The organism is Haloarchaeobius iranensis, assembly GCF_900103505.1.
In the GTDB taxonomy this organism is placed as follows: domain Archaea; phylum Halobacteriota; class Halobacteria; order Halobacteriales; family Natrialbaceae; genus Haloarchaeobius; species Haloarchaeobius iranensis.
This window is the reverse complement of the sequence record NZ_FNIA01000007.1, coordinates 75,659-99,165: the sequence shown is the minus strand read 5'-3', so window position 1 is coordinate 99,165 and position 23,507 is coordinate 75,659. Positions and strand designations below refer to the sequence as shown.

The window sequence follows — 23,507 nt, the reverse complement described above, 5'->3', positions numbered from 1 at the left end:
TCTTCCACCCGATGCCCTCGACCGACGGGATGACCGACGAGCTGCTCGCCAAGACCAGCACCTTCCTGCAGCACGTCACGGAGAGCACCGAAACCCTCGCGACGGCACTCGACGCCTACGGAACGGACGGGGACGCGTTCGAGCGGGAGCTGTCGCGCCTCGTGGCCGTCGAATCGGCCTGCGACAACACGCTCCACGAGCTCAGACGGACGGTCGGGTCGGAGCTAGACCCGAGCTTCAGCGGTGCGTACCTCAGGAAGAGCGACCTGCTCGAGCTGTACACGCACGTCGACAGGATTCCCACGGAGCTCGAACGGTTCGCCCGGCAGCTCCGGGCGACGGAACCGTCGCTGACGGACTCACAGCTGGCGACGTTCGTCGAGATGACCGACCACATCGACACGGCCGCGCGGACACTCACGGCGGCCATCTCGACGTTCGTCGAGCGGTTGGTCACCGGTGGAACGGGTGGCGACCCGACCGCGACGGTCGAGCGCGTGGCGGCGCTGGAGTCCGCGTGCGACCAGCTGAAGTACGACGCCCTCGGTGCCGCGTTCGACGGCGACGAGGAGACGTCAGCGGCCCTCCTGGTCCGGGACCTGCTCGTCTGTCTGGACGCGGCGATGAACGCGGTGGAGGACGCCGCCGACCACCTGCTGTTCGCGTCGGGGACGACGCTCCCGTGACTACGGCTCCAGGACGACCTTGCCGGTCGACTTGCGGTCCTCGATGTACTCGTGCGCCTCGCGGGCGTCCTCGAGGGCGAACGTCTCGCCGACGACGACCTCCAGTTCGCCCTCGGTGAGCCCCTGGGTCAGGTCCGGCACCGCCTCGAGCACCTTCTCGGGCTTGCGGGCCATCGCGCGGCCGAGGTGGTAGCCGATGACCGACTGGTTCCGGAAGAACATCTCGCTGGTGTCGAGCGTGCCGGGCACGCCGCTGGCCGCGCCGTAGGGCACGATGCGTCCGAAGTCCTTCGTCGCGCGGATGCAGTTCGAGAACACGTCGTCGCCGACGCCGTCGAGCGCGAGGTCCACGCCGACGCCGTCGGTCTCGGACTGCACCACGTCGACGAAGTCCTCCTCGGTGTAGTTGATGGGGTGGTCACAGCCGAGCTCGGCGGCGAGGTCGAGCTTCTCCTGCGTGCTCGCGGTGCCGAACACCTCTGCCCCGGCGCGGTCGGCGAGCTGGACCGCCGCGGTGCCGACGCCGCCCGCGGCGGCCTGGATGAGCACCGACTCGCCCTCCTCGAGGCCGCCCCAGCCGAACAGGCTGTTGTGGGCGGTGAGGAACTGCACCGGGAAGCCCGCGGCCTCCGCGAAGCTCATCCCCTCCGGGATGGGGAACAGCGAGTCGGCGTCGGTGACGGCGTACTCGGCGTAGCCGCCGACGCCGACCATACCGACGTAGCGCGCGCCCTCCTCGATTCCGGCACCCTCGCCGACGGCGTCGATGGTACCGGCCGCCTCGAAGCCGGGGACGAACGGCGCGTCCGGTCCGCCCGGGTAGTGGCCCCGTCGCTGCATGATGTCCGCGAAGTTGATCCCCGCGGCCTCGACGTCGATCCGGACCTCGCCCGGCCCTGGCTCCGGTTTCTCCTGCTCGATGACTTCGATGTTGTCGCGTCCGCCGTACTCCGTGACCTGGATAGCGCGCATGTTCGACCCTTCGTACCACCGCCGGCGGGAAAAGGGTCGGCCAACCGGCGAAACCATCCACAAGTTCAGTGTTCAATCCGGCTCGGGACCACGACCGCCACGGGAGACAGCTTTATCGCCGGGGTCGCCCCACGTCTCCGTATGACAACCGACTGTTCGTTCCTCGACGACCTCGACCTCGACGACGACCAGGTGTCGTTCGCCGAGGCGACGCGGGAGGCACACGACAGCGACTGGGGGACGAAGCCGGGCGACGAGGTGCTGCCCGACGCGGTGGTGTACCCCGAGTCGACCGCGGACGTCTCGACCGTCCTCGAGGCCGCGACGGCACGCGACGTTCCGGTCACGCCGTACGCGGCGGGCACCAGCCTCGAGGGCAACGCCGTGCCGGCGCACGCGGGCATCAGCCTCGACCTGACCCGGATGGACGCGGTGCTCGACGTCCGACCGGAGGACTTCCAGCTCGACGTCGAGCCGGGCGTCATGGGCTCGGCTGTCGACGACGCGGCCGGCGAGCACGGGCTGTTGTTCCCCCCGCTCCCCTCCTCGGGCAGCATCTCGACCGTCGGGGGCATGGTCGCCAACGCCGCCAGCGGGATGCAGACGGTGAAGTACGGCGAGGTCGCGGACTGGGTGCTCGAACTGGAGGCCGTGCTCGCCGACGGCTCGGTCGTCACCGCCGGGTCGAAGGCGGTCAAGACCTCGTCGGGCTACGACCTGCGCGACCTCCTCATCGGCAGCGAGGGCACGCTCGCGGTCGTGACCCGGGCGACGCTCGAACTCGCGGGGCGACCCGCACAGATCCGCGGCGGGCGCGCGCAGTTCGAGACGCTCGACGACGCCACCGCCGCCGTCGAGGACGCCGTCCAGTCCGGCGTCGACGTGGCGAAGCTCGAACTCATCGACGCCGAGAGCGCGATGATGGCCAACGCGTACTCCGGCACCGACCTCCCCGACCGGCCGACCGTCTTCGTGGAGTTCCACGCCAACCACGGCGTCGACGAGGAGGTCGCCTTCTGCGAGTCCGTCTTCGCGGCCCACGACGCGACGCTGTTCGAGGTGGCCGAGGCGGACGCCGGCATGGACGAGCTGTGGGAGGCCCGCAAGGACCTCGCCTACGCGATGCAGTCCTGGGACCCCGAGCTGACGCCGCTCCACCCCGGCGACATCACCGTCCCCATCTCGAAGTACGGGGACGCCATCCGGTACGCGAAGGACCTCGCCGACGAGCACGACCTGCTGATACCCTGCTTCGGGCACGCGGGCGACGGCAACGTCCACTACTCCGTGCTGGTCGACGAGGACGACCCCGACGCGGTCGAGCGTGGCGAGGCAGCCTACCGGGACATCGTCGAGTTCGCCATCGAACGGGGCGGCACCTGCACCGGGGAGCACGGCATCGGCCTCGGCAAGCGGGAGTTCCTCGTCCGCGAGCACGGCGAGGCCACCGTCGACGCGATGCGCCGGGTCAAGCGCGCGCTCGACCCGACGGACACCCTCAACCCCGGCAAACTGTTCCCGGAGACCGTCGACGGACACCGCGTCCGCGACGGGGACCAGTAGGATGGCACCCGACCACGTCCTGGTCCCGCTCGACGGCTCGCCGCTGGCCGACCGCGCGCTCGTCCACGCGCTGGAGACGTTCGACTGCCGGACCACGGTGCTGAACGTCGTGACGCCGCTGGACAGATCGATGAGCGAGAGCGGCATCCTCGACGCCGACGAGGACCGGGAGGAGTCCGCCGAGGACCGCGCCGAGACGATAATCGAGCGGGGAAAGCGCCGCGCAGCGGAGCACGGCCGCACCGTCGAGACGGCCGTCGAGACCGGCGACCCCGCCGAGACCATCGTCGAATTCGCCGAGTCCAGCGCCGTGGACCACATCGTGATGGGCGGACACGGGGGCGAACGAAACGCGCTCGCCGCCCGGCTGCTCGGCACCGTCGCGACGACCGTCGTCAGCGAGGCGACGACGACCGTGACCGTGGTCAGGGACTGACCCGCGGCCGAGCGCTCAGCCCGTGGCGCCACCCAGAACGAAGGCGAACACCCGATAGACCCCGAAGCCGAGCACGACGGAGGTCCCGAGGGTCAACACCCAGAAGAGGAGCGTCGTCGCTATCTTGCGCCGGGAGACGCCGGCCGAGCCACCCGCCAATCCGCCGCCGATGACACCCGAGATGATGATGTTGTTGAACGAGATGGGGATGCCGAGCAGGATGGCCGCCTGCGCGATGATGAACCCGGGGACGAGCGCCGCGATGGACCGGCGGACCCCGAGCTGGGCGTACTCCCGCGAGGTCGCCTGCAGCAGCCGCGGCGCACCCATCCACGCCCCGCCGAGGATCCCGACCGAACCGACGGTCAGCAGGGCGATGCCCGGGAGGCCGAGCTCGACGCCGTAGAGGTTCTCCAGCGGCCCGGTCGCCAGCCCGACCTGACTGCCGCCGCTGGAGAAGGCGACGATGCTCCCCAGGATGAGCAGGAAGCTCTTGATGCCCTTGTCGACCGACGTCTGGGTCCGTCGGCGGATGAACTGGAAGCTCACCGCGGCGAAGACGAGCGTCACGACCGGCAGCAGTAGGTCGACCGGGCCGACCGTCGGCGACGGAACGGTGCCCGAGACCAAGCCCGCGACGGACTCCTGGGAGCGACCCGTCGGCGACGGGATGACGCTCAGCCGGATGTTGGCGACGATACCACCCACGACGGCCGCCAACAGCGGGATGCTGACCGTCTCGGGGATGTCGTCCCGACGCAGGAGCGTCGCGGTCGTGTACGCAAGCCCGCCAGACACGGGCGGGACGAGCAGCCAGAACGTCGCGATGCGCTGGTAGGTCGCGACCGCGGGGTCGCCGCCGAGCGAGAGCCCGACGCCGATCATCGCCCCTGTCGTCGCGAACGCCGCCGGCACCGGGTACCCCGAGTAGATACCGAACGCCATGAACGCCGTCGCGGTGAGCAGTCCCGCGGTCGCCGCGAGCGACGTGATGGGCTCTCCCTGGATGAGCCCCGCGCCGACGGTCTCGGAGATGCTCCCGCCCTGCGTGAGCGCACCGAGCGCGGCGAGGATGCCGATGAGGAACGCCGCCTTCATGGTCGAGACGGCGTTCGCCCCGATGGCCGGCGCGAACGGCGGCGAGTTGCTGTTCGCGCCGAGCGTCCACGCGGTGCCGAGGCTCGTCAGGGTGGCCACCACGACCAGTCCCCAGAAGACGGGGTCGGTCATCGGCACCGCTCCGGGTCGCTCACCACGGGAGTCCCCGGTCGGCGGTTCGCTGCGTCACTGTCATATCACTCCGTTTGCGCTGTCAGGTGAAGTAAGTACCCGCCCGCGCCGGGCAGCGCTCAGCGCTCGAACTCGGACTCGCGGCGCTCCTCGTCGGATGCCTGCCCCTGCCCGGGCTCGACCCGCGAACGGACCCGCTCCAGGTCCTCGTTCTCCAGGATGCGTGCGGCACGCCGTTCGAACTCCTCCTCGGAGAGCTCGCCGCTGGCGTACATCCGCTGCAGCTGGTCCAAGGCGTCGTTCTTCGGGTCCGGCCCGTCCTCCGGGTCGGGCTCGCGGCCGACCAGCCGCCGGAGGTCGTCCCTGAACAGGAACGACAGCGGGAGAACGATGACGAACCCGAGGGCGACGAGCGGTGCGGTGACGGCGTAGGCCCCGACCCCGTTCCCGACGATGGCGACCGCCAGGGTGGCGAACACCACGAGGACCGGGAGCTTCTCGAAGAAGTCCCCGTGGACCGGGTCGAACCCGCTACCTCTGTCGGACATAGCCGGGCTGTTCGACCGCCCCGACCATATCGTTTTGTGGTTGCCGGGTCGCGGGAGCGCCCCCGACGGCTCAGTCGTGGACGAACGCGTCGACGACCGTCGGCCCCTCGGCCGCGACGGCCTCCGCGATGGTCGCCTCCAGCTCCGCGCCGTGCTCGACCGTGAAGCCGGTCGCGCCGTGGCTCTCGGCGTTCGCCGCGAGGTCGACCGCCGGCTCGAAGTCCATCCCGACGTACTCGTAGTCCTCGACGTCGCCGCCGAAGATGGCCGCCGTGTTGTCCTTCAGGATTCGGTAGTTCCGGTTGTCGGGGACGACGACTGTCAGGTCCAGGTCGTGTCTGGCGGCGGTGTTGAGCGACTGGGGGTAGTAGAGGTAGGAGCCGTCGCCGACGAACCCGAAGACGGTCCGGGGGTCCTCGCGCTCGGACTCCGCGAGCGCCGCCCCGACGGCCGCCGGGAGCCCATAGCCGAGTCCGCCGCCCTTGTTGCCGAACAGGTGTCCCGGCGCGAGGTCCCAGCGCGTGAGCAGCGCGTAGCGTGCCGTGACGCCCTCGTCCATCACGAGCGCGTCCGGCGCGACGCTGTTCATGGCGTCGACGAGGTCGGCCTTCGACCCCCGGCTGTCGCCCGCCGGTGCCTCGTCCTCGCCCATCGCGTCCATCTGCTGGGCCGCGAGCTGTTTCATCGCGTCGACCTGCACGAGCCGCTCCTCCCGCGTCTCCTCGTCGACCCGGGCCGCCACCGCGTCGGCGAGCTCGTCCATGACGTGGCCGAGGTCGCCCGTGACGACCGTCGCGGGCTGGTTCTTGCCGCCCTCCCACGGCTCGTCGGTGAGGTCGACGACCGTCGCGTCCTCGGGGACGAGCGGGTTCTCGTGGCCCCAGAGCGTCGTGTTCGTCGAGCAGCCGGCGAAGACGAGCGTGTCGGTGTGGAACAGCGTCGAGGCGACGTCCTCGCTGGGCGGGACGTGGCTCACCCACTGCTCGTGGTCGGTCGGGAAGTTCACCTCGTAGCCCAGAATCTCGCCGTGGACGCGCAGCCCGCCCGCCTCGGCGAGGTCGACGGCCGCGTCGACCGGTTCGACACCGGACCAGGCCCGGTGGCGGCCGACGTGGTCGCCGACGACGAGGACCGGGTTGTCCGCCTCGGCGATGGCGTCGGCCGCGTCCTCGATGGCCGCGGGGTCGCCCCGGCCGGGGTTCGGAACCGTCCCGCCCATCGGCTCCGGTTCCAGCTCCGTCTCCTCGCGCATCACGTCCATCGGAAGCCCGAGGAACACGGGGCCGGTCGGCGGGGTACAGGCGACGCGGAACGCCCGGCGGAGCATCCGGGGCAGCGCCTCGACGGACAGCACCTCGTCGGACCACTTCGTGAACTGGTCGGTGAGCTGGACGAGGTCGCCCGAGAGGATGGGCTCCTCGGCGCGGAAGTCGCGCTCGTGGTTGCCCGCCGTGACGACCAGCGGTGCGCCCGCCATCGCGGCACCGTAGAGGTTGCCCAGCCCGTGGGCCGTCCCGGGCGCGACGTGGAGGTTCACCACGCCCGCCGGGAGCCCGTCGAGTTCGTCCGCGCGCTGGCGTCGGACGCTCGCGTAGCCCGCCGCCGCGCCCACGGCTACGTCCTCGTGCAACCCCAGGACGTACTCCAGCTCGGAGTCGACGAGCGCGTTCATCACCGGGAGCTCCGTCGTCCCGGGGTTGCCGAAGACGTACTCGATGCCGTACTCGGAGAGGCCGTCGACGAACAGGTCCGCACCGGTGTACTCGGTCATATCTGCTTCCTCGGCGGGGGGAGTGAAAATCGTTGGCACGGCGGCACTCGCGACGGTCACGAGTCCGGGAGCAGACAGCCGATGGCATGAGCCCCCGAACCCCGCCGGTGTCAGTGCCCACATGTCAGTTCTAATATTATTCTGCTCCCGGTCCATCACCGGCCGGCGACCGGCAATACAGACACCTACATAGTCCGCAATAGCCGACCCAATGTCGACATACCGTACGTACCGGTATAACCCGAAGCGTACCACTGGCGAGGAGAACCCATCGAAGAGTAGCGATATTATAAATCGCTTTACAGTAAACACGTATTCGCCCAGTTGATGACGCAAGGCTCGACGCGTCTGGCAGAGGTGGCATCACGTCGCAAGTTCCTCGTCTCCACAGGGGCCGCTGGACTCACCATGCTGGCTGGCTGTTCCCAGTCCAGCGACGGGAGCGACGGCGAGGGTGACGGCGACCAGACCGAGGCTCCGGAGACCGAGAACAGTGACCAGGACACGCAGAACGACGACGACAGCAACGAGTCCGGGCTCGACACGACAGTCCTGACCGGCGACGGCTCCTCGACGGTGTTCCCTATCACGAACACCGCCGCGAGCTACTGGAACTCCAACCCCGAGGCCGGCGACGGCGACTACTGGCCGTCCGACTGGGCTGAGGAGTACGGCACCGACATGCGCCTCGCCGACTTCTTCGCCAGCGAGTACGGCTACGAGGCGACCGGCGAGCGCTCCCACCCGCCGTTTCGCGTGAGCATCGCGCTCAGCCACTCCGGCACGGGTATCGAGGGCGTCATGGAGGGTCGCGTCGACATCGGTGACGCGAGCTCGTCTGCCGAGTCCGAACTCGGCTCGGACGCGGAGGGCCTCGACGGCTTCGTCGACCACGTGGTCGGCGTCGACGGCCAGCCCATCGTCGTGAGCCAGGAGATCAAGGACGCAGGCGTCGAACAGATCACCATCGACGAGCTCCGTGGTATCTACAACCAGGAGATCACCAACTGGAGCGAGCTCGGCGGCCCGGACCGCGACATCCTCGCGCTCGGCCGTGCGGTCGGTTCCGGGACGGACACTGCGTTCCGCCAGAACGTCTTCGGCGACCCGGAGGCGCCCATCGAGCCGGACCAGCGCTTCGGCCAGAACCAGCAGCTCCAGCAGGCCATCGCGCAGGCCGACAACGCGATCTCGTACATCGCGCTCGCCTTCGTGACCGAGGACACGCCCGCCGTCGGCCTCGAGATCGACGGGACCCTGTACGAGTACGGGCGGAACCTGGGTGCGGCCGACTACCCGCTCTCGCGTGACCTGCACGCGTACACCTACGAGGACACCAGCCGCAAGGAGGCGGCGTTCATCAACTTCTGCCTCAGCGACTTCGGGCAGGAGGTCTTCGTCGCCGGGAACAACTACTTCAAGCTCCCGCAGGACCGCCTGGAGACCGAGCGCGAGAAGGTCGACGCCTCGAACTACTGACGACCCGGTTCCCGACGACGGGAATTGACCACCTTCGATATTTCAGTACGAATGCTACAACAGATCCAGAACCGCGCGGGCGAGTTCGTACGGGGCGTTTCCCGGCGGGCACGGGCGTACCGCGCTCGAACAGACGACGAGGCGCTGCTGTTCCACGCGGCGGCGGGGTTCACGACGCTGCTGACCTTCGTGATGTTCTTCGCCGGGTCGGAGTGGACCGTCATCCCCCTGCTCGCGTTCGTCGCCGTCATCGTGGTCGGCTGGCAGCGCCAGCAGGCCGAGGTGGCGATGGGGCTGACCTTCCTCACCACCATCGTGACGGTGTCGATACTGACGCTCATCATCGGCTTCCTGCTGTGGGAGTCCATGGCCATCGTCGAGCACATGGGCCTCGGGGTGTTCACGCGGATCGAGAAACCGCTCTGGACGCCCTCGGAGGGCGGCGTCTACTCGCTGACCCCGATGATGATGGGGACGGCGCTGACGACGCTCGTCGCGACTGCCATCGCCGCACCGCTCGGCATCGCCGGGGCCATCTTCATCAGCGAGATGGCTCCCCCGACGGTCCGCGAGGTCGTCAAGCCCGGCATCGAGCTGATGGCCGGCATCCCCTCCATCACCTACGGCTTCATCGGGCTCACCATCCTGAACCAGTACTTCTACACGGAGTTCCGCACCCCGACCATCGGGAGCTACTTCGCGGCCGGCATCATGATCGGGCTGATGGCGCTCCCGACGATCGTCACCGTCGCCGAGGACGCCATCTCGACGGTACCCGAGTCGATGAAGAGCGGCTCGCTGGCGATGGGGTCGACGGAGTGGCAGACGACCAAGAGCGTCACCCTGCCGGCGGCGCTGTCTGGCGTCTCCGCAGCGGTCCTGCTCGGCGTCGGCCGGGCGATGGGCGAGACGATGGCCGCGACGGTCATGCTCTCGCACACGAAGGGGTTCCCCTCGCCGGCGTTCGACGTGTTCTCGAACTACGGCGAGACGCTGACGACGGTCATCGCGTTCGAGGGCGCCAGCGCCAGCGGCATCCACCTCAGCGCCCTGTTCGCGGGGGGCGTCGTCCTCTTCTTCATGGTGATGCTGTTCAGCGTCACCTCCCAGTGGATCGAGTGGAGGATGCACAGGAAGCTCGGAGGTGACCAGTAGATGAGCAACGCCGCGGACACAGAACTGCGTGCCGGCTACACGACGCTCGGTCGACAGGTCGCACTGCCCGTACTGGGGCTCGCGTTCCTGACGTTCCTCGCGACGTGGGTCACCACGTTCCAGTGGATCGACGAGTCGCGGACGGTGCTCGGCCTCACCGTGCTGACGGTGTTCGGCGTCGCACTGCTGCTCATGGCGGCGGGGGTCGCCGGCATCGGCGTCCTCTCGCGCTTCGGCTACATCGACACGACGCCGTCGCCGACGGCTGGGCTCCCCGTCGGCATCGTCTTCGGGACGCTCTGGGCGGCCATCGGGATGGCCGTCTCGTTCCAGTACCTCGGCAACACGGTGCTCTCCTGGGGGCCGGTCGCGCTCGTCATGGGCGCGGTCGGGCTCCTGACGGCGACGCTGCCCCGCGAGGACATCGGCTCCACGGTCCCCTCGGCACTGCTGCTCGCCGTTCTCGGAGGCCTCATCGTCGCCGGCGTGTTCGATGCGAGCTGGGTGTACGAGGCCGAGTGGACCGGGGCCATCTTCCCCGGGAGCGAGCTCATCCCGCTGCTCGTCTCCGGCGCGACGCTGCTCGGCGCGTGGAGCGCCGGGAAGGCGAAGGAGGGCTTCGGTGCGCAGGGACGGGAGGCGGGCGCGTTCTACATCATCGCCACCGTCGTCTTCAGCATGCTGTCGGTGCTGGCGCTGCTCATCTGGTTCATCGTCAAGAACGGGCTCGACACGTTCCTGACCGGCGCGAGCCTCACGGGCGGCCACCTGAACGTCCCGTTCACCGGCCTCAGCTTCCCCTTCGTCGAGGTGCCCTTCGTCACGAACGTCACGGGCAGCCTGTTCGTCGAGACGCCGGGCGTGATGCCCGCGGTCGTCGGCACGCTCTGGCTGGTGTTCGGCGCGGTGCTGTTCGCGGTGCCACTCGGCGTCGGTGCCGCGGTGTTCCTCACCGAGTACGCCGAACAGGGGCGGTTCACGCAGGTCGTCGAAGTCGCCACGAACGGCCTCTGGAGCACGCCGAGCATCGTGTTCGGGCTGTTCGGGCTGGCGTTCCTCGTCCCGCGGATCAGCGGCGGGAACTCCATCTTCGTCGGCCAGCTCGTCCTCGGGTTCATGCTGCTCCCGCTGGTGCTCATCACCAGCCGGGAGTCCATCAAATCGGTGCCGGACGAGTACCGCGACGCGAGCGCCGCGCTGGGCGTCTCGAAGTGGCAGACGATCCGGAGCGTCGTCATCCCGGCGGCGATGCCCGGCACCATCACCGGCGTCATCCTCGGCGTCGGCCGCATCGCCGGCGAGACCGCGCCGCTGCTGCTCGTGTTCGGCGGCGCACCCTACCCGAGCGCGAGCCCCAACGTCGTCGGCCAGTTCTCGTTCAGCACCGAGCCGCCGTTCATAACCAATCAGGCGCTGCTCGAACCGGCGAGCGCGCTGCCGTACCAGCTGTATTCCACCATCACGGCCGGGGTGTTCCCGCGCCCGGAGATATACAGCAACCAGGAGTTCGGCTGGGGGACCGCGCTGGTCCTGCTGCTCGTCGTCCTCGGGCTCTACGCCATCGGCGTCGCTAGCCGGCTCTACTTCCGGAGGAAACTGCACTATGAGTAGCAACAGACAGATCGACACCGACGGGACGGACAGCCAGTTGACCACAGCCGGCGAGAGCGAGGAGACGGTCGAGGACGCCTGGAGCGACTACCAGTACCCCGGCGAGGCGAAGCTCTCGGTCGAGGACCTCGACGTCTACTACGGCGACGAGCGGGCCATCAAGCGCGTCACGATGGACATCCCCGAGGAGAGCGTCACCGCCCTCATCGGCCCCTCCGGCTGCGGGAAGTCGACGTTCCTCCGCTCGCTCAACCGGATGAACGACCGCATCTCCAGCGCCCGCGTCGAGGGGTCCGTCGAGTTCGACGGCGAGGACATCTACGGCGGCCACACCAACCTCGTCGAACTGCGCAAGCGCGTCGGGATGGTGTTCCAGGCGCCGAACCCCTTCCCGAAGTCCATCAAGGACAACATCTCCTACGGGCCGCGCAAGCACGGCGACCTCGACACGAGCCTGCTCTCCCGGCTCATCGGTCGCGACGACCGCGAGAGCGAGATGGCGCTCGTCGAGCGCTGCCTGAAGCAGGCCGCGCTCTGGGACGAGGTGAAGGACCGCCTCGACGACAACGCGCTCGGGCTCTCCGGGGGCCAGCAGCAGCGGCTCTGCATCGCACGCTGTCTCGCGGTCGACCCGGATGTCATCCTGATGGACGAGCCCGCGAGCGCGCTCGACCCCATCGCGACGGCGAAGATCGAGGACCTCATCGAGCAGCTGGCCGAGGAGTACACGGTCGTCGTCGTCACGCACAACATGCAGCAGGCCGCACGCATCTCCGACCAGACCGCCGTCTTCCTCACCGGCGGCGAGCTGGTCGAGTACGACCGGACGGAGAAGATCTTCGAGGACCCCGAGAGCCAGCGCGTCGACGACTACATCACCGGCAAGTTCGGGTGATACCGTGGCGCGCGAAGGCTTCCGGAACGAGATGAAAACCCTCCGAACCGAGGTGGCCGGGATGGGCGACCTCGTGACCGGCCGTCTCTCCCTGGCCCTGGACGCTCTCGACGGCGACGAGACGGCGGCCCACCGGGTCGTCGATGGCGACGACGCGGTGAACCAGACGTACGTCGCCCTGGAGAACCGCTGCCTCGACCTGTTCGCGCTCCAGCAGCCGGTGGCCTCGGACCTGCGAATCGTCGCGGCGTCGTTCAAGATCATCACCGACCTCGAACGCATCGGCGACCTCGCGTCGAACCTCGGCACGTACGCACTGACGGAACAGCGCAGCAGCGTCCCCGAAGTCGACGTCGTCGCCCTCGCGGAGGACGTACAGGCCATGGTCGAGGATGGGATGACAGCCTACGCAGAACGGGACGTCGAGGCGTGCTACGAACTGGCTGACCGCGACGACAGGGTGGACGCGAACGGACTGCGGGCGAGCGAGCAGCTCGTGCGGGCGCTCATCGAGCGAGAGCACGTCACCGACGCGTGGTCCGTCGAGCGCGTCCTCGACGACGTCTCCCGGCTGCTCCTGACGGTCCGTGATCTGGAACGCATCGGTGACCACGCGGTGAACATCGCGGCGCGGACGGCGTACATGGTCGAGAACGACCGGACGCTCATCTACTGACAATGGAACGGAGAAAGGTTCAGAAGGTCGGCGGCTCGACCTACACGGTCTCGCTGCCGAAGGACTGGGCGCACGAACACCACATCGAGGCCGGCGAGGACGTCCACCTCTACACCCACGACGACGGCTCGCTCGTCGTTCGGGCCTCGCGGACGGACGGCGAGGGCCTCGCCGAGCGCACCGTCGAGCTCGGATGCGAGCCCCCCGAGACGATAGCGACGGTCCTCCGGGGACTGTACGCCGCGGGCTTCGACGAGATAACCCTGACCGCGCCGGACGGGTTCGGCGACGCCCAGCGGCGGCAGGTAACGAATGTCGCCCGTGACACCGTCGGGCTCCAGGTCGTCGCCGCGGACGAGGCAGCCGTCACCGTCCGGAGCCTGCTCGACGCCGCGGACGTCTCGGTCCAGCAGTCCGTCCTCCAGCTGCAGTTCACGGCGCTGTCGCTGCATCGGTCCGCCGTCGAAACGTTGGTCGACGGCGAGGACGGCAGTCCGACCGACCTCCGGGAGCGCGCGGCCGAGGTCCAGCGGCTCGCGGGCATGGTCGTGCGGCACTTCAACCGCTCGCTCAGCGACTTCGAGGAGACCGACGCCCTCGGGGTGAGCCGTCCCGACCTGTTCACACACTGCCGGGTCGCCCGTGAGTACGAGCGACTCGCGGACGAGGGCGTCATCGTCGCCAGCGTCGCCGAGTCGGTCGAGCGCCCGCTCCCGGACGGGTTCGTCGACTCCTTCGAGACGCTCGCGACCGACGCTCGAACGCTCCTCGAGGACGCCACCGAACTGGTGCTCGACGGGGCGACCGTCGACGAGGTCACCGACCTGCTCGGGCGCACCGAGTCGCTCACGGCGGAGCAGGAGACCGTCGAGACGGCGCTGTTCGAGACTGCGTCCGACACCGACCCGCGTCTCCTGCGTGCGCTCGATTCTGTGGCCCGAACGGCGGAGGGCGGCCGTGCCGTCGCACGGGCCGCGCTCGGGGCCACGACGACCGGGGCCGGTGCCGCCAGCGTGGGCGACGTCGAGGACACCGGAGAGGTCGTCGACGGCGAGTCGACCCCCTGACGGCGACGGTAAGCCTCGCTGTGGTGGTCCCGTTCCGCGTGTCGGTCACGGGTCGTCCGGTCCGTCAGCTGCGCCGCCGTCACCGGGAGCCAGAACGGGAGCAGGTCCAACCCGGCGACCGGTGAGCCACCGGCGATGCTGACTGCGTTCGCGACCAGTGGGCAGCGTGCCCCGGCGACAGCCAGCGCCGGGACGACGCCGAGCGCAACCGCGATACGTGGCGTGATGAACTCGACCCGACCCGTGTACTCGAGCGCGAAGAACGGCCAGAGGACCGGAATCGGCGCGAGCGTGAACCACTGCGCGGTCCCGAGGACGGTGCGGAGGGAGCTGGCCGGGACCGGGAGACTGACGGCGTAGATGCCGGCGTAGGCAGCGGTCACACCGGCCAGGAGCACGAGGGTGCGAGCGACGGGGCGGTGCCTCCGGCGGTACCCGACGAACGAGAGGAACGCGGTACCGGCTGCCGCCGCCGCCGCGAGTGCGACGCTGAGGGCGGGGACATCGGACATCTGGTTGGCTACCAGAGCCAACGTGGCCCGCAGAGCAGCCTCAAGCTTCCGGCGGTCCGAGCGTCAGCGCTGGTCGGGCGCGAGCGCGTCGAGGGTCTCGTGAATCTCCTCCCGGGACGCGGCACGCGGGAAGCCGACGCTGATGTTGTCGACGCCGTCGATCGCCGCGAACTTCGCCAGCTCCTCCCGAGCGCGCTCGGGCGTCCCGGCGGCCGTGAAGTCGTCGAGCATCTCGTCGGTGAACACGTCGAGTGCGGCCTCGCGGTCGCCGTTCATCCAGTTCGCGGCGATGTCGTGGGCCTCGTCCTCGTAGCCCTGGCGGGCGAGCGAGTCGCGGTAGTAGGTGCCCATCGCGCCGACGTAGAACGCCGAGTGCTGCTTCGTGAGGTGGCGCGCCCGTTCGCCGTCGTCGAGCGCAGCACAGGTCAGCGAGAGCGTCACGTCCTGCTCGCTCCGGTCGCCGTCGCCCATCTCGACCCCGCGGTCGAAGTCCTCGAGGCGGTCGCGCATCGCCTCCGGCGTGAACAGGATGGCGTGCCAGCCGTCGGCGAACCGCCCCGCGAGCTCGACGGCCTTCGGGCCCATGCCGGCGGCGTCGACCTTCGGCCGCGGCTCGGGCGGGTCACAGCGCAGCCGGAACCCGGAGAGGTTGAAGTACTCGCCGTCGTAGTCCAGCTCCTTCCCCTCGAGCACCATCTTGACGATGTCGACGTACTCGCGGGTGCGTCGGAGCGGGTTGCCGAAGTCGATGCCGTGCCAGCCCTCGATGACCGCCGGACCCGAGGGGCCGATGCCGAGGCGGAACCGCCCGTCGGAGACCTCCTGCAGCGTCGCGGCTGTCTGTGCGAGCAGCGCGGGCGACCGTGAGTAGACGTTCATGATGGAGGAGCCGATACCGATCTCCTCCGTGGCGTGGGCGATGCTCGTCATCACGGTGACGGCGTCCCGTCCCCACGTCTCTGGCAGCCAGACGAAGTCGTACCCGAGTTCTTCGGCGCGGACCGCCATGTCGACGAAGTCCTGCACCGAATCCTGTGCGGCGACCGGTAGATGGACGTGATAATCTGTCACGATACTGCTGCAGTTGGGGCCGTGGGAACTTGATTACTCCCCATTTTCGTGCAGAGAACGTGGAACCGAGATGAACGCACTCGGCGTGGTCCGGCGTAAGAACCCGGCGTGGGCCGACTCCTCAGACGTCGGGGTTCTCCATGATGTCCGGCAGCCCGGCGGCCGTGATGGTCTGGCCGACGACGTAGGAGGACGCGGGTGAGGCGAGGAACTGCGCGATGTCGGCGATCTCCTCGCTCAGACCGATGCGGCGTTTCACCTCGTCGCGGTCGAGCTCCTCGGCGGTGACGCCCATCTGGCTGGCGACGCCGGGGGTGGCGACGAAGCCGGGGGCGATGCAGTTGACGCGCACGTCGTCGTCGGCCCACTCGTAGGCGAGCGTCTTCGTGAGGTTCTCGACGGCGGCCTTGGCGGCGGCGTAGTGGCTCATCCACGGTGCGCCCTGCTGGCCGGCGACGCTTGAGAGGTTGATGACGGTGCCGTTCGACTCCTTCAGGTGCTCTGCGGCGGCCTGCGTGCAGTGGTAGGTGCCCGTGAGGTTGATGTCGACGATGGTCTGCCAGCCGTTCGGGCTGATGTCGTCGAAGTTCGCCATGAACGACGCGCCGGCGTTGTTGACGAGCACGTCGATGCCCCCGAACTCCTCGACGGTGGCCTCGACGAGCGCCTCGACGGCGTCGCGGTCGGTCACGTCGCACTCGACGGCGAGCGCGCTACCGGGCCGGTCGCTGTCCTCGATGCCCTCGACGACTGGCTCGACGTTGTCGAGTTCGCGCGAACAGACGACCACGTCGACGCCGTCGTCGGCGAAGCGTTCGGCGATCACCCGGCCGATGCCGCTCGACGACCCGGTGACGATGGCCACGTCGCCGTCGACCGCGAACTGTTCGGTACTCATCGAACCGCCTCCAGATGCTCGTGTGTCATGCTGTCGTACCGTACGGACTGTGAGCAATAAAGGTCGGTGAAGGCGACGGGCTGAAACACCGTGCGAATCGTTCCCGGTTTATTCTCGGTAAAAGCAACAGTTCGGCCCACTGGAATTGTAGGGAAGTTATAACTATTGTAGAGTTGAAATGTGGGTGGAACGCGAAGGGGGGCATCAATGGAACATACGAACGGGGACACCCGTCGACACGGGATGACGGTCGCCCGGGGGGGCATCGTCGTCGCGAAACGACTCGACGTGGACTCGCTACCGCTACCGGCCGTCTCGTACGAACTTCGGTCGGAGCGCGAGGAACGAACGGAAGTCACGCTCGTCGAGCAGCTGCCGGCGACGGTCGAGCCCGACCGTGTCGGCTACCACCCGGAGTACGGCGGCGACGGCTGGACCTGCTACGACGGCGGCGAGCTCGTCTGGCGTGGCGAACTCGCACCGGGCGAGTCGCGTCGCGTCGTGCTCGCCGTGTGGCTCGACGCGCCGGAGACGGCGCTGTCGCTGCTGACGCCGCCGACGGTCGAGTCCGTCCGGACGGTCGGGCGCGACGCCGACCCGCAGGTGCTCGACGAGACCCTGCTCACGGGGGCCGGCTCCGGCGCGGGCACGTCGGCGGTCGCCGAGCACGTACCCGACGGCGCATTCCGCCGCGAGGAGGGGACCATCCCGACGCTCGCCGAACTCCCGGACCCCGGGGACGGCCTCGACGCACCGCCCCGGGCGGTCGTCAACGAGGCGGCCGACGCCATCGTCGGTGGCGGCTCGGACGCGGACCACGACCGGTACTACCACCTCCGGCTGTCGGTGGACTCCGCGGACCGTGGTGCGCGCGAGGTCTCCGTCCTCGAGGACCTGACGAACGCGCTCTCGGTGCTGTACGCCGACGCGGACGACCGCGACGGCGGCGCGTGGCGCGTCCTCGACGTGGCCATCGGGACGAACTGGCAGGCAGAACGCATCGTGACGGCCCTGGGCGACGACCACCGGGTCTCCGGGCTGGTCGTGACCGAACTGACGGGCGCGGTCGCCGCACGGGCGGCGCGGCCAGAGTCGGCCGACCCGAACCCCGACGAGTTCGCGGCCACCGTGTTCGAATCGGCGTCGCCGACGGCGGAGGAGGGGAGCGACGCTGCCACACCGGGCCCAGCGTCGACCGACAGCCCCGACCCGGTCGAACCCGCGACGGCGCTGGCGGACTCGGACGCGCCGGTCGTCGCCGAGGGAACCGTCGACGACGACGCCAGCACCGTCGACCCCACCGGACCGGGCGAACCGGGCGACTTCGTTCCGGAGCCGGTCTCGCCGGGCGGGAGCACCGACGAAGACGAGTTCGGGACCCGTGACGGTGCGTTCGAACCCGACGACCTCGGAACGGACGGCGACTCGGACACCGGCGATGGGTTCGGCGTCGACGGCGGGTTCGGCTCGTCCGAGGAGTTCACGTTCGACGACGAGGACGGGACCGACGCCGGCCTCGGTGCGGATGCTGGGTCGACGCCCGACAGCGACGAACCGACCGATGCGATGGTGGCGTTCACCGAACTCCAGCGGGAGACCGAGCGGGCGGACGTCGACGAACTCGACGCCGAGTTGGCGGGCATGGTGCTCTCGCCGACCGGCTCCGAGGAGTACACCATCGGGAAGCTGCTCGAGGACATCGACGACGACCACGAGCTGTCGTCGGTCTGAGTGTCGGCTGCGGCCAGTGTCGTTGGTTCTCTCGCTCGACTCTGGAGGACCGCATCTGCCACGCGTATGTTTAAACCCCGTACATAGACGGGCGAGCTCCCTCCTCGGTCCGCCCCGTAGCTGTGTACAGTGATCGCAGGATGGCAACGAACGCGTGCGGTGGCTGGAACGTGGACGGCTGTGAAGGGACGACTCACTGTCCGCCACGCTGTCCACGGTTCGTCGGCAAGCACGGGACGAACTACCTGATACAGCCGATTCCCGCCGCCGACGACACCCCGGAGGAACTCGTCGAGATGTACCTGGACTACCCGCAGGAACACCGCTCGATGGGGCTCCCACCGATCAGCGAGCGGGGGATTCGTGACTGGCTGCGGACCCTCCACGCACGCGGCACCAACCTGCTCGCGTGGGACGGTGAGCGGGTCGTCGGACACACCGGGTTCGCCCCACACGACGGCGAGGAGCCGGAGTTCCTGGTCTACGTGGACCCGGCGTCCCACGGCCGCGGACTCGGGACCGAGCTCACCAGACACGCCATCGCGTACGCGGCCGCCGCGGGCCACCGGGCGCTGCGGCTCAACGTCGCGAACGAGAACCGGACCGCCATCGCCGTCTACCGCAAGCTCGGCTTCCAGGTCGCCGACCGAGCTGCCGTCGAGCTCGAGATGCGCCTCCCGCTCGACGGCCCGACCGCCGTCGAGAGCCAGCTCGCACCCGCCGCCAGGGCCTGACCGCTGTTCCTGCCACCCCGGGGCGTATCAGGCCGGTGAGGGCTAGGACGTCCCCGACAGCGTGGTCGGCGCGTCAGCTGGTCCCTGATACCACGGCCCCTGTCAACGTCCGACAAGCGCAAGAATCATGTCGGTTCCGTGGCTCTTCCTCGAAATACGGATGCCAGACGACCTCCGCGTCCTCTGCGTGGACGACGACCGGGACGCCGGCCGCAGGACCGCGGAGTATCTGCAGGACGCGGGGTTCGACTGTCTGGTCGCGACGACCGGCGCGGACGCGCTCACCCGCCTCGGTGAGACGCGGATCGACTGCGTCGTCAGCGAGTACGAGATGTCCGGGATTGACGGCCTCGACCTGCTGGCGGCCGTCCGGGGACGCAGGGACCGTCTCCCGTTCATCATGTTCACCAGCACCGGCTCCGAGTCCGTCGCAAGCGAGGCGATCTCCGCCGGTGTCACCGACTACCTCCGGAAGAGCGGCACGGAGGCCCGCAAGCTCCTCCGTGAGCGCATCAGGAACGCCGTGGACCAGTGCCGCGCCGAACGCGGGCTGGCGGAGACGCGAGGCCGCCTCGAGGGGCTCCATCACCACGCAGTCGCCATCGCCGGGGCGCACGACCGCGAGACCGTCGTCGACCAGGCGCTGGTCGCGGCCGACCGCATCCTCGACTTCGACGTCTCCGGCATCTACGTGCTCGAAGACGGCCGGTTCGTCCCCCTGACCGAGCGCAGCTACCGACCGGAGGACGACCTCCCGACCGTCGACGACGGCGTCCTCGGGCACACGTACAGACAGCGCGAGTCGGTGCTGGTGAGGGACGTCCGCGAGGACACGACCGCCCAGCCGGACCAGCCGGAGTTCCGCTCGGCGGTCAGCGTCCCGGTCGGTCGCTACGGCGTGTTCCAGGCCATCTCGGAGGAGGCCAACGCCTTCACCGAGACCGACCGGGAGCTCGCGGAGCTCCTCGTCACCCACGTCACGCAGGCGTTCGACCGGCTGGAGAGCGAGGCGGACCTGCGACGGACGAACGAGCAGCTGCAGGCCATCCTCGACAACACCGCGGCGAACATCTACATCAAGGACCTCGACGGCCGGTACGAACTCGTCAACGACAGCTTCCGGGAGCTGCTCGGGCTGGCGCCGGGCGAGGCGGTCGGCAAGACCGACTTCGACCTGCAGGACGACGCCCACGCCGAGGAGGTCCACGCGAACGACCGGCTGGCCGTCGAACGCGGCGAAGCAATCCAGATAGAGGAGACCGGCAAGTTCCAGGGCGACGAACGGACCTACTACTCGGTGAAGGTCCCGCTGTACGGCGGCGACGGCGACCCCGTCGGCGTCTGTGGTATCTCGTCGGACATCACGGAACTGAAACAGCGCGAGCGGGAGCTGCAGCGCCAGAAGGAGCGGCTCGACGAGTTCGCCCACCTGGTCAGCCACGACCTGCGGAGCCCGCTCAGCGTGGCGGATGGGTACCTCGACCTCCTCGGGGCGGACGTCGACCACGAGTACATCGGGAAGATAGCGAACGCCCACGAGCGGATGGAACGCATCATCGAGGGCGTCCTCACGCTGGCCCGTGAGGGGCGGGAGATCGGCGACCGGCAACCGGTCTCGATCAGGGCGCTCGCCACCGAGGCGTGGGAGACGGTGGAGACGGGGGCGGCGACCCTGGCAGTCGTCGACGACACGACGCTCGAAGCCGACCGGGACCGACTGCAGCAGGTGTTCGAGAACCTGTACCGCAACGCGCTGGAGCACGGCGCACCCGACGACGCCCACGAGCTCACGGTCACGGTCGGAACACTCGCTGCGGACGGCTTCTTCGTCGCGGACGACGGCGTCGGCGTGCCCGAATCGGTCCAGGAGGAGCTGTTCGAGGCCGGAGAGAGCTCGGACCCGGACGGCACCGGCTTCGGGCTGGCTATCGTCGAGCGCGTGGTCACCGCCCACGGGTGGACCGTCGAGCTGGTCGACTCGCACGACGGCGGCGCGCGGTTCGAGATCCGGACGTGACTACTGCCCGAACCTGGTGACGTTCTCCAGCTCGTCAAGCTTCGGCTCGGCGAAGGCCTCCCGGGCGATGCTGCGGAGGTGGACCTCGTCCGCGCCGTCGATGATGCGGAACGCGCGGACGTTCTCGTAGAAGTCGGCGAGCGGCAGGTCCTTCCCGATGCCGTTGCCGCCACAGATCTGGACGGCCTCGTCGACGGCCTCCTGTGCGACGTTCGCGGTGAACACCTTCGCCATGGCGACGCCGATGCGGGCCTCCTCGCCGGCCGCGATGTCGTCGGCCGCGTGGCGGATCATCGTGCGGGCCGCGTGCAGTCGGGTCCGCGAGCGGGCGACGCGGAACCGGAGGGCCTGCTTCTCCGCGATTGGCTCGCCGAAGGACTCCCGCTCGCTCGCGTACGCCGTGGCGATGTCGAGCGCGCGGTCGGCCATCCCGCCGAAGCGCATGCAGTGGGTCAGTCTGGCCGGACCGAGCCGCTTCTGGGCCACCGCGAAGCCGGCGTTCTCGGGGCCGAGCGTGTTCTCGACGGGAACGCGCGCGCCGTCGAACCGGACCTCCGAGTGGCTGGAGCCGACTGGCTCGCCGCCGAGGTGCGGGATGTCGCGGACGACCTCGACGCCGTCCGTGTCACGCGGCACGAGGATGATGCTCGCGCCCTCGTAGGGGTGCGCGTCGGGGTCGGTGCGGGCCATCACGAGGAAGACGTCGGCGTCGGCACCGCCCGTAGTCCACCACTTGTGGCCGTCGATGACCCACTCGTCGCCCTCCTTCTCGGCCGTGGTGCTGAGCATCTTCGGGTCCGAGCCGCCGCCCTGCATCGGCTCGGTCATGCAGAACCCGGAGTTCAGCTCGCCGGCCGCGAGCGGTGCGAGCCAGCGCTGCTGCTGCTCCTTCGTCCCGACGATCTCGAGCGTGTGCATGTTGCCTTCGTCCGGGGCGGCACAGCGCATGGCGAGCCCCCCGAGCAGGCTCCGGCCGGCCTCCTCGAAGACGGGCAGCATCGCGCGGAAGTCCAGCCCGAGCCCGCCGTACTCCTCCGGAATCTGTGGCCCGTACACCTCGTACTGTCGGGCGGTCTCGCGCAGGTCGTCGATCACCGAGTCGGGGATCGACTCGTGCCCCAGCCACTCGCGCTCGACGGGGATGACCTCGTTCTCGACGAACTCGCGGGCTCGCTCGGCGACCTCCTGTCCGACGTCCGGGTCGTGGTACTCCATGGCAATTGCTTCGGGGGCCGGGGTCAAAAACGGTCCCACACAGCGGGGAACTCGTTCGGCGTTTCCTCCCGTCCTCCGGCGGTAGCGGACATTTCATCCCCGTTTTAACATTGTTAGCTGCCGTGACCCGAGGTTATTCGTACGACCCTCACGTCGTCCCGGGCGTGACAGACGAATCCGACGAGTACTTCGACCGACTCGTCGACGAGGCCGCCCTGGAGTCGTACCTCCGGGCGAACCTCGGCGACGCGGACGACTTCGAGGTACGCCGCCACCAGGCCGGCCATTCCAACGAGACGCTGTTCGTGACCTGGGGCGGCGAGGAGCTGGTGCTCCGGCGACCGCCGCCGGGTGAGACGGCGGAGAAGGCCCACGACGTGTTGCGGGAGTACTCCGTCGTCGACGCGCTCCAGTCGACCGACGTGCCGCTCCCCCGCACCGTCCTCGCCTGCGACGACCACGACGTGGTGGGCAGCGACTTCTACCTGATGGAGCGCCTCGACGGCACCGTCGTCCGGGGCGGGGACGGCGACCCGCTCTCCGAGCCGGCGGCCCGCAAGCGCGTCGGCGAGGAGCTGGTGGACACGCTCGCGGCCATCCACACCGTCGACGTCGACGACGTGGGGCTCACCGAGTTCGGCCACCCCGAGGGGTTCAGCCAGCGGCAGGTCAAGCGCTGGTCAGAGCAGCTCACCTGGGCCTTCTCGAAGACGAGCGACGAGCGCGAGGTGCCGGCCATCTACGACGTGATGGAGTGGCTGCAGGAGAACGCGCCCGAGGAGCACCCGCACACGCTCGTCCACGGCGACTACAAGCTCGACAACGTGATGTACGACCTCGCCGACGAGCCCGAACTCATCGGGGTGTTCGACTGGGAGATGAGCACGCTCGGCGACCCGCTGACCGACCTCGGCTGGATGCTGTCGTTCTGGCGTGACGCCGGCGACCCCGACCCGGTCTCGGGCGAGTTCTTCGACCCGTTCCTCGAGAACGACGGCTACCCGACCCGGCGGGAGCTCGTGGACCGGTACGAGGCCGCGACCGGCATCGAGTACACCAACGACCGGTTCTATCGGGCGCTGGCGGTGTACAAGCTCTGTGGCCTCGGCGAGATGTTCTTCGCGCGCCACCTCGCCGGCGACGCCGACGACCCGCTCTATCCGAAGATGCGCGAGGCGGTCCCCGCGCTGGCCGACCGCGCACAGCGCATCATCGACGGCGAGGAGCCACTGTAGCCTGC

General features: G+C 69.2%; 20 protein-coding genes and 1 pseudogene. 13 read left to right on the top strand and 8 right to left on the bottom strand.

Translation table 11 applies throughout. The features are described 5' to 3' along the window. The first annotated feature begins 11 nt into the window (after nt 1–11). Nucleotides 12–686: a DUF47 domain-containing protein gene (locus tag BLT27_RS07860; protein WP_089732607.1), complete on the top strand. Its 675-nt coding sequence runs from the start codon at nt 12–14 to the stop codon at nt 684–686. Here BLT27_RS07860 and BLT27_RS07855 read toward each other — a convergent pair whose 3' ends face one another. Continuing rightward, on the bottom strand, nt 687–1,658 hold the full coding sequence (locus tag BLT27_RS07855; RefSeq protein ID WP_089732605.1) for a quinone oxidoreductase family protein: 972 nt from the start codon (nt 1,656–1,658) through the stop codon (nt 687–689). 141 nt (nt 1,659–1,799) lie between these two features. Between BLT27_RS07855 and BLT27_RS07850 the strand changes: the two genes are divergently transcribed. Together BLT27_RS07850 and BLT27_RS07845 are read left to right on the top strand one after the other, a co-directional pair. Beyond that, nucleotides 1,800–3,221, top strand: a complete 1,422-nt coding sequence (locus BLT27_RS07850; protein ID WP_089732603.1) for an FAD-binding oxidoreductase — start codon at nt 1,800–1,802, stop codon at nt 3,219–3,221. Between the two features lies 1 nt (nt 3,222). Further along, nucleotides 3,223–3,657 (top strand): universal stress protein, encoded by a 435-nt coding sequence (locus BLT27_RS07845; protein WP_089732601.1) that lies wholly within the window; start codon nt 3,223–3,225, stop codon nt 3,655–3,657. 15 nt (nt 3,658–3,672) lie between these two features. Here the strand turns inward: BLT27_RS07845 and BLT27_RS07840 are convergent, their stop codons facing one another. The 3 genes from BLT27_RS07840 to BLT27_RS07830 all read right to left on the bottom strand — a co-directional run bounded on the left by BLT27_RS07840 (nt 3,673) and on the right by BLT27_RS07830 (nt 7,206). Then, the gene (locus BLT27_RS07840) at nt 3,673–4,887 is read right to left on the bottom strand and encodes an inorganic phosphate transporter (RefSeq protein ID WP_089732599.1); all 1,215 of its coding nucleotides are present in this window, start codon (nt 4,885–4,887) and stop codon (nt 3,673–3,675) included. A 119-nt stretch (nt 4,888–5,006) separates the two neighbouring features. Next, complete coding sequence (locus tag BLT27_RS07835) at nt 5,007–5,435, bottom strand: SHOCT domain-containing protein (RefSeq protein ID WP_089732597.1); 429 nt, start codon at nt 5,433–5,435, stop codon at nt 5,007–5,009. Between the two features lie 70 nt (nt 5,436–5,505). Next, nucleotides 5,506–7,206 (bottom strand): thiamine pyrophosphate-binding protein, encoded by a 1,701-nt coding sequence (locus BLT27_RS07830; RefSeq protein WP_089732595.1) that lies wholly within the window; start codon nt 7,204–7,206, stop codon nt 5,506–5,508. A 327-nt stretch (nt 7,207–7,533) separates the two neighbouring features. Here BLT27_RS07830 and BLT27_RS07825 point away from each other — a divergent pair, with 327 nt between their 5' ends. The 6 genes from BLT27_RS07825 to BLT27_RS20160 are packed head-to-tail and all read left to right on the top strand — an operon-like array spanning nt 7,534 to nt 14,089. After that, a complete protein-coding gene (locus BLT27_RS07825; RefSeq protein WP_089732593.1) occupies nt 7,534–8,685 on the top strand; it encodes a PstS family phosphate ABC transporter substrate-binding protein in 1,152 nt (383 codons plus the stop codon). A gap of 51 nt (nt 8,686–8,736) precedes the next feature. Further along, entirely contained in the window at nt 8,737–9,840 is a 1,104-nt protein-coding gene (gene pstC, locus BLT27_RS07820; protein WP_089732591.1) for a phosphate ABC transporter permease subunit PstC, read from the top strand. Continuing rightward, nucleotides 9,841–11,451, top strand: coding sequence for a phosphate ABC transporter permease PstA (gene pstA, locus BLT27_RS07815; RefSeq protein WP_089732589.1), 1,611 nt, complete (start codon nt 9,841–9,843; stop codon nt 11,449–11,451). After that, a complete protein-coding gene (gene pstB, locus BLT27_RS07810; protein WP_089732587.1) occupies nt 11,444–12,346 on the top strand; it encodes a phosphate ABC transporter ATP-binding protein PstB in 903 nt (300 codons plus the stop codon). Before pstA ends, pstB begins: the two co-directional genes overlap by 8 nt. 4 nt (nt 12,347–12,350) lie before the next feature. Then, nucleotides 12,351–13,022 (top strand): phosphate signaling complex protein PhoU, encoded by a 672-nt coding sequence (phoU, locus tag BLT27_RS07805; RefSeq protein ID WP_089732585.1) that lies wholly within the window; start codon nt 12,351–12,353, stop codon nt 13,020–13,022. Nucleotides 13,023–13,024: 2 nt separating this feature from the next. Next, a complete protein-coding gene (locus BLT27_RS20160; RefSeq protein ID WP_245707667.1) occupies nt 13,025–14,089 on the top strand; it encodes an AbrB/MazE/SpoVT family DNA-binding domain-containing protein in 1,065 nt (354 codons plus the stop codon). Nucleotides 14,090–14,274: 185 nt separating this feature from the next. Here the strand turns inward: BLT27_RS20160 and BLT27_RS20495 are convergent. The 3 genes and pseudogenes from BLT27_RS20495 to BLT27_RS07790 all read right to left on the bottom strand — a co-directional run. Next, nucleotides 14,275–14,601: pseudogene (locus BLT27_RS20495) on the bottom strand (histidine kinase N-terminal 7TM domain-containing protein); the annotation flags it as partial. A gap of 63 nt (nt 14,602–14,664) precedes the next feature. Further along, entirely contained in the window at nt 14,665–15,672 is a 1,008-nt protein-coding gene (locus tag BLT27_RS07795; RefSeq protein WP_089732583.1) for a TIGR04024 family LLM class F420-dependent oxidoreductase, read from the bottom strand. Between the two features lie 121 nt (nt 15,673–15,793). Continuing rightward, on the bottom strand, nt 15,794–16,570 hold the full coding sequence (locus tag BLT27_RS07790; protein ID WP_089732581.1) for an SDR family NAD(P)-dependent oxidoreductase: 777 nt from the start codon (nt 16,568–16,570) through the stop codon (nt 15,794–15,796). A 207-nt stretch (nt 16,571–16,777) separates the two neighbouring features. Between BLT27_RS07790 and BLT27_RS07785 the strand changes: the two genes are divergently transcribed. From BLT27_RS07785 to BLT27_RS07775, 3 genes are all read left to right on the top strand, one after another. Continuing rightward, nucleotides 16,778–18,301, top strand: coding sequence for a hypothetical protein (locus tag BLT27_RS07785; protein ID WP_089732579.1), 1,524 nt, complete (start codon nt 16,778–16,780; stop codon nt 18,299–18,301). Between the two features lie 140 nt (nt 18,302–18,441). Further along, nucleotides 18,442–19,035, top strand: coding sequence for a GNAT family N-acetyltransferase (locus tag BLT27_RS07780; RefSeq protein WP_089732577.1), 594 nt, complete (start codon nt 18,442–18,444; stop codon nt 19,033–19,035). Between the two features lie 160 nt (nt 19,036–19,195). Next, nucleotides 19,196–21,052 carry a PAS domain-containing protein gene (locus BLT27_RS07775; protein WP_175526415.1) on the top strand — a complete coding sequence of 619 codons (1,857 nt, stop codon included), beginning with the start codon at nt 19,196–19,198 and terminating at the stop codon, nt 21,050–21,052. Here BLT27_RS07775 and BLT27_RS07770 read toward each other — a convergent pair whose 3' ends face one another. Further along, the gene (locus BLT27_RS07770; RefSeq protein ID WP_089732573.1) at nt 21,053–22,267 is read right to left on the bottom strand and encodes an acyl-CoA dehydrogenase family protein; all 1,215 of its coding nucleotides are present in this window, start codon (nt 22,265–22,267) and stop codon (nt 21,053–21,055) included. It abuts the gene before it with no gap. Nucleotides 22,268–22,431: 164 nt separating this feature from the next. Between BLT27_RS07770 and BLT27_RS07765 the strand changes: the two genes are divergently transcribed. Next, nucleotides 22,432–23,502: a phosphotransferase family protein gene (locus tag BLT27_RS07765; RefSeq protein WP_089732571.1), complete on the top strand. Its 1,071-nt coding sequence runs from the start codon at nt 22,432–22,434 to the stop codon at nt 23,500–23,502. The last annotated feature ends 5 nt before the right edge of the window (nt 23,503–23,507 follow it).

Excerpts from the sequence above, each read along its gene's own strand:
- BLT27_RS07860 (WP_089732607.1), top strand. The coding sequence starts at position 12 with ATGCCCTCGACCGACGGGATGACCGACGAGCTGCTCGCCAAGACCAGC.
- BLT27_RS07855 (WP_089732605.1), bottom strand. The coding sequence starts at position 1,658 with ATGCGCGCTATCCAGGTCACGGAGTACGGCGGACGCGACAACATCGAA.
- BLT27_RS07850 (WP_089732603.1), top strand. The coding sequence starts at position 1,800 with ATGACAACCGACTGTTCGTTCCTCGACGACCTCGACCTCGACGACGAC.
- BLT27_RS07845 (WP_089732601.1), top strand. The coding sequence starts at position 3,223 with ATGGCACCCGACCACGTCCTGGTCCCGCTCGACGGCTCGCCGCTGGCC.
- BLT27_RS07840 (WP_089732599.1), bottom strand. The coding sequence starts at position 4,887 with ATGACCGACCCCGTCTTCTGGGGACTGGTCGTGGTGGCCACCCTGACG.
- BLT27_RS07835 (WP_089732597.1), bottom strand. The coding sequence starts at position 5,435 with ATGTCCGACAGAGGTAGCGGGTTCGACCCGGTCCACGGGGACTTCTTC.
- BLT27_RS07830 (WP_089732595.1), bottom strand. The coding sequence starts at position 7,206 with ATGACCGAGTACACCGGTGCGGACCTGTTCGTCGACGGCCTCTCCGAG.
- BLT27_RS07825 (WP_089732593.1), top strand. The coding sequence starts at position 7,534 with ATGACGCAAGGCTCGACGCGTCTGGCAGAGGTGGCATCACGTCGCAAG.
- pstC (WP_089732591.1), top strand. The coding sequence starts at position 8,737 with ATGCTACAACAGATCCAGAACCGCGCGGGCGAGTTCGTACGGGGCGTT.
- pstA (WP_089732589.1), top strand. The coding sequence starts at position 9,841 with ATGAGCAACGCCGCGGACACAGAACTGCGTGCCGGCTACACGACGCTC.
- pstB (WP_089732587.1), top strand. The coding sequence starts at position 11,444 with ATGAGTAGCAACAGACAGATCGACACCGACGGGACGGACAGCCAGTTG.
- BLT27_RS20160 (WP_245707667.1), top strand. The coding sequence starts at position 13,025 with ATGGAACGGAGAAAGGTTCAGAAGGTCGGCGGCTCGACCTACACGGTC.
- BLT27_RS07790 (WP_089732581.1), bottom strand. The coding sequence starts at position 16,570 with ATGAGTACCGAACAGTTCGCGGTCGACGGCGACGTGGCCATCGTCACC.
- BLT27_RS07785 (WP_089732579.1), top strand. The coding sequence starts at position 16,778 with ATGGAACATACGAACGGGGACACCCGTCGACACGGGATGACGGTCGCC.
- BLT27_RS07780 (WP_089732577.1), top strand. The coding sequence starts at position 18,442 with ATGGCAACGAACGCGTGCGGTGGCTGGAACGTGGACGGCTGTGAAGGG.
- BLT27_RS07775 (WP_175526415.1), top strand. The coding sequence starts at position 19,196 with ATGCCAGACGACCTCCGCGTCCTCTGCGTGGACGACGACCGGGACGCC.
- BLT27_RS07770 (WP_089732573.1), bottom strand. The coding sequence starts at position 22,267 with ATGGAGTACCACGACCCGGACGTCGGACAGGAGGTCGCCGAGCGAGCC.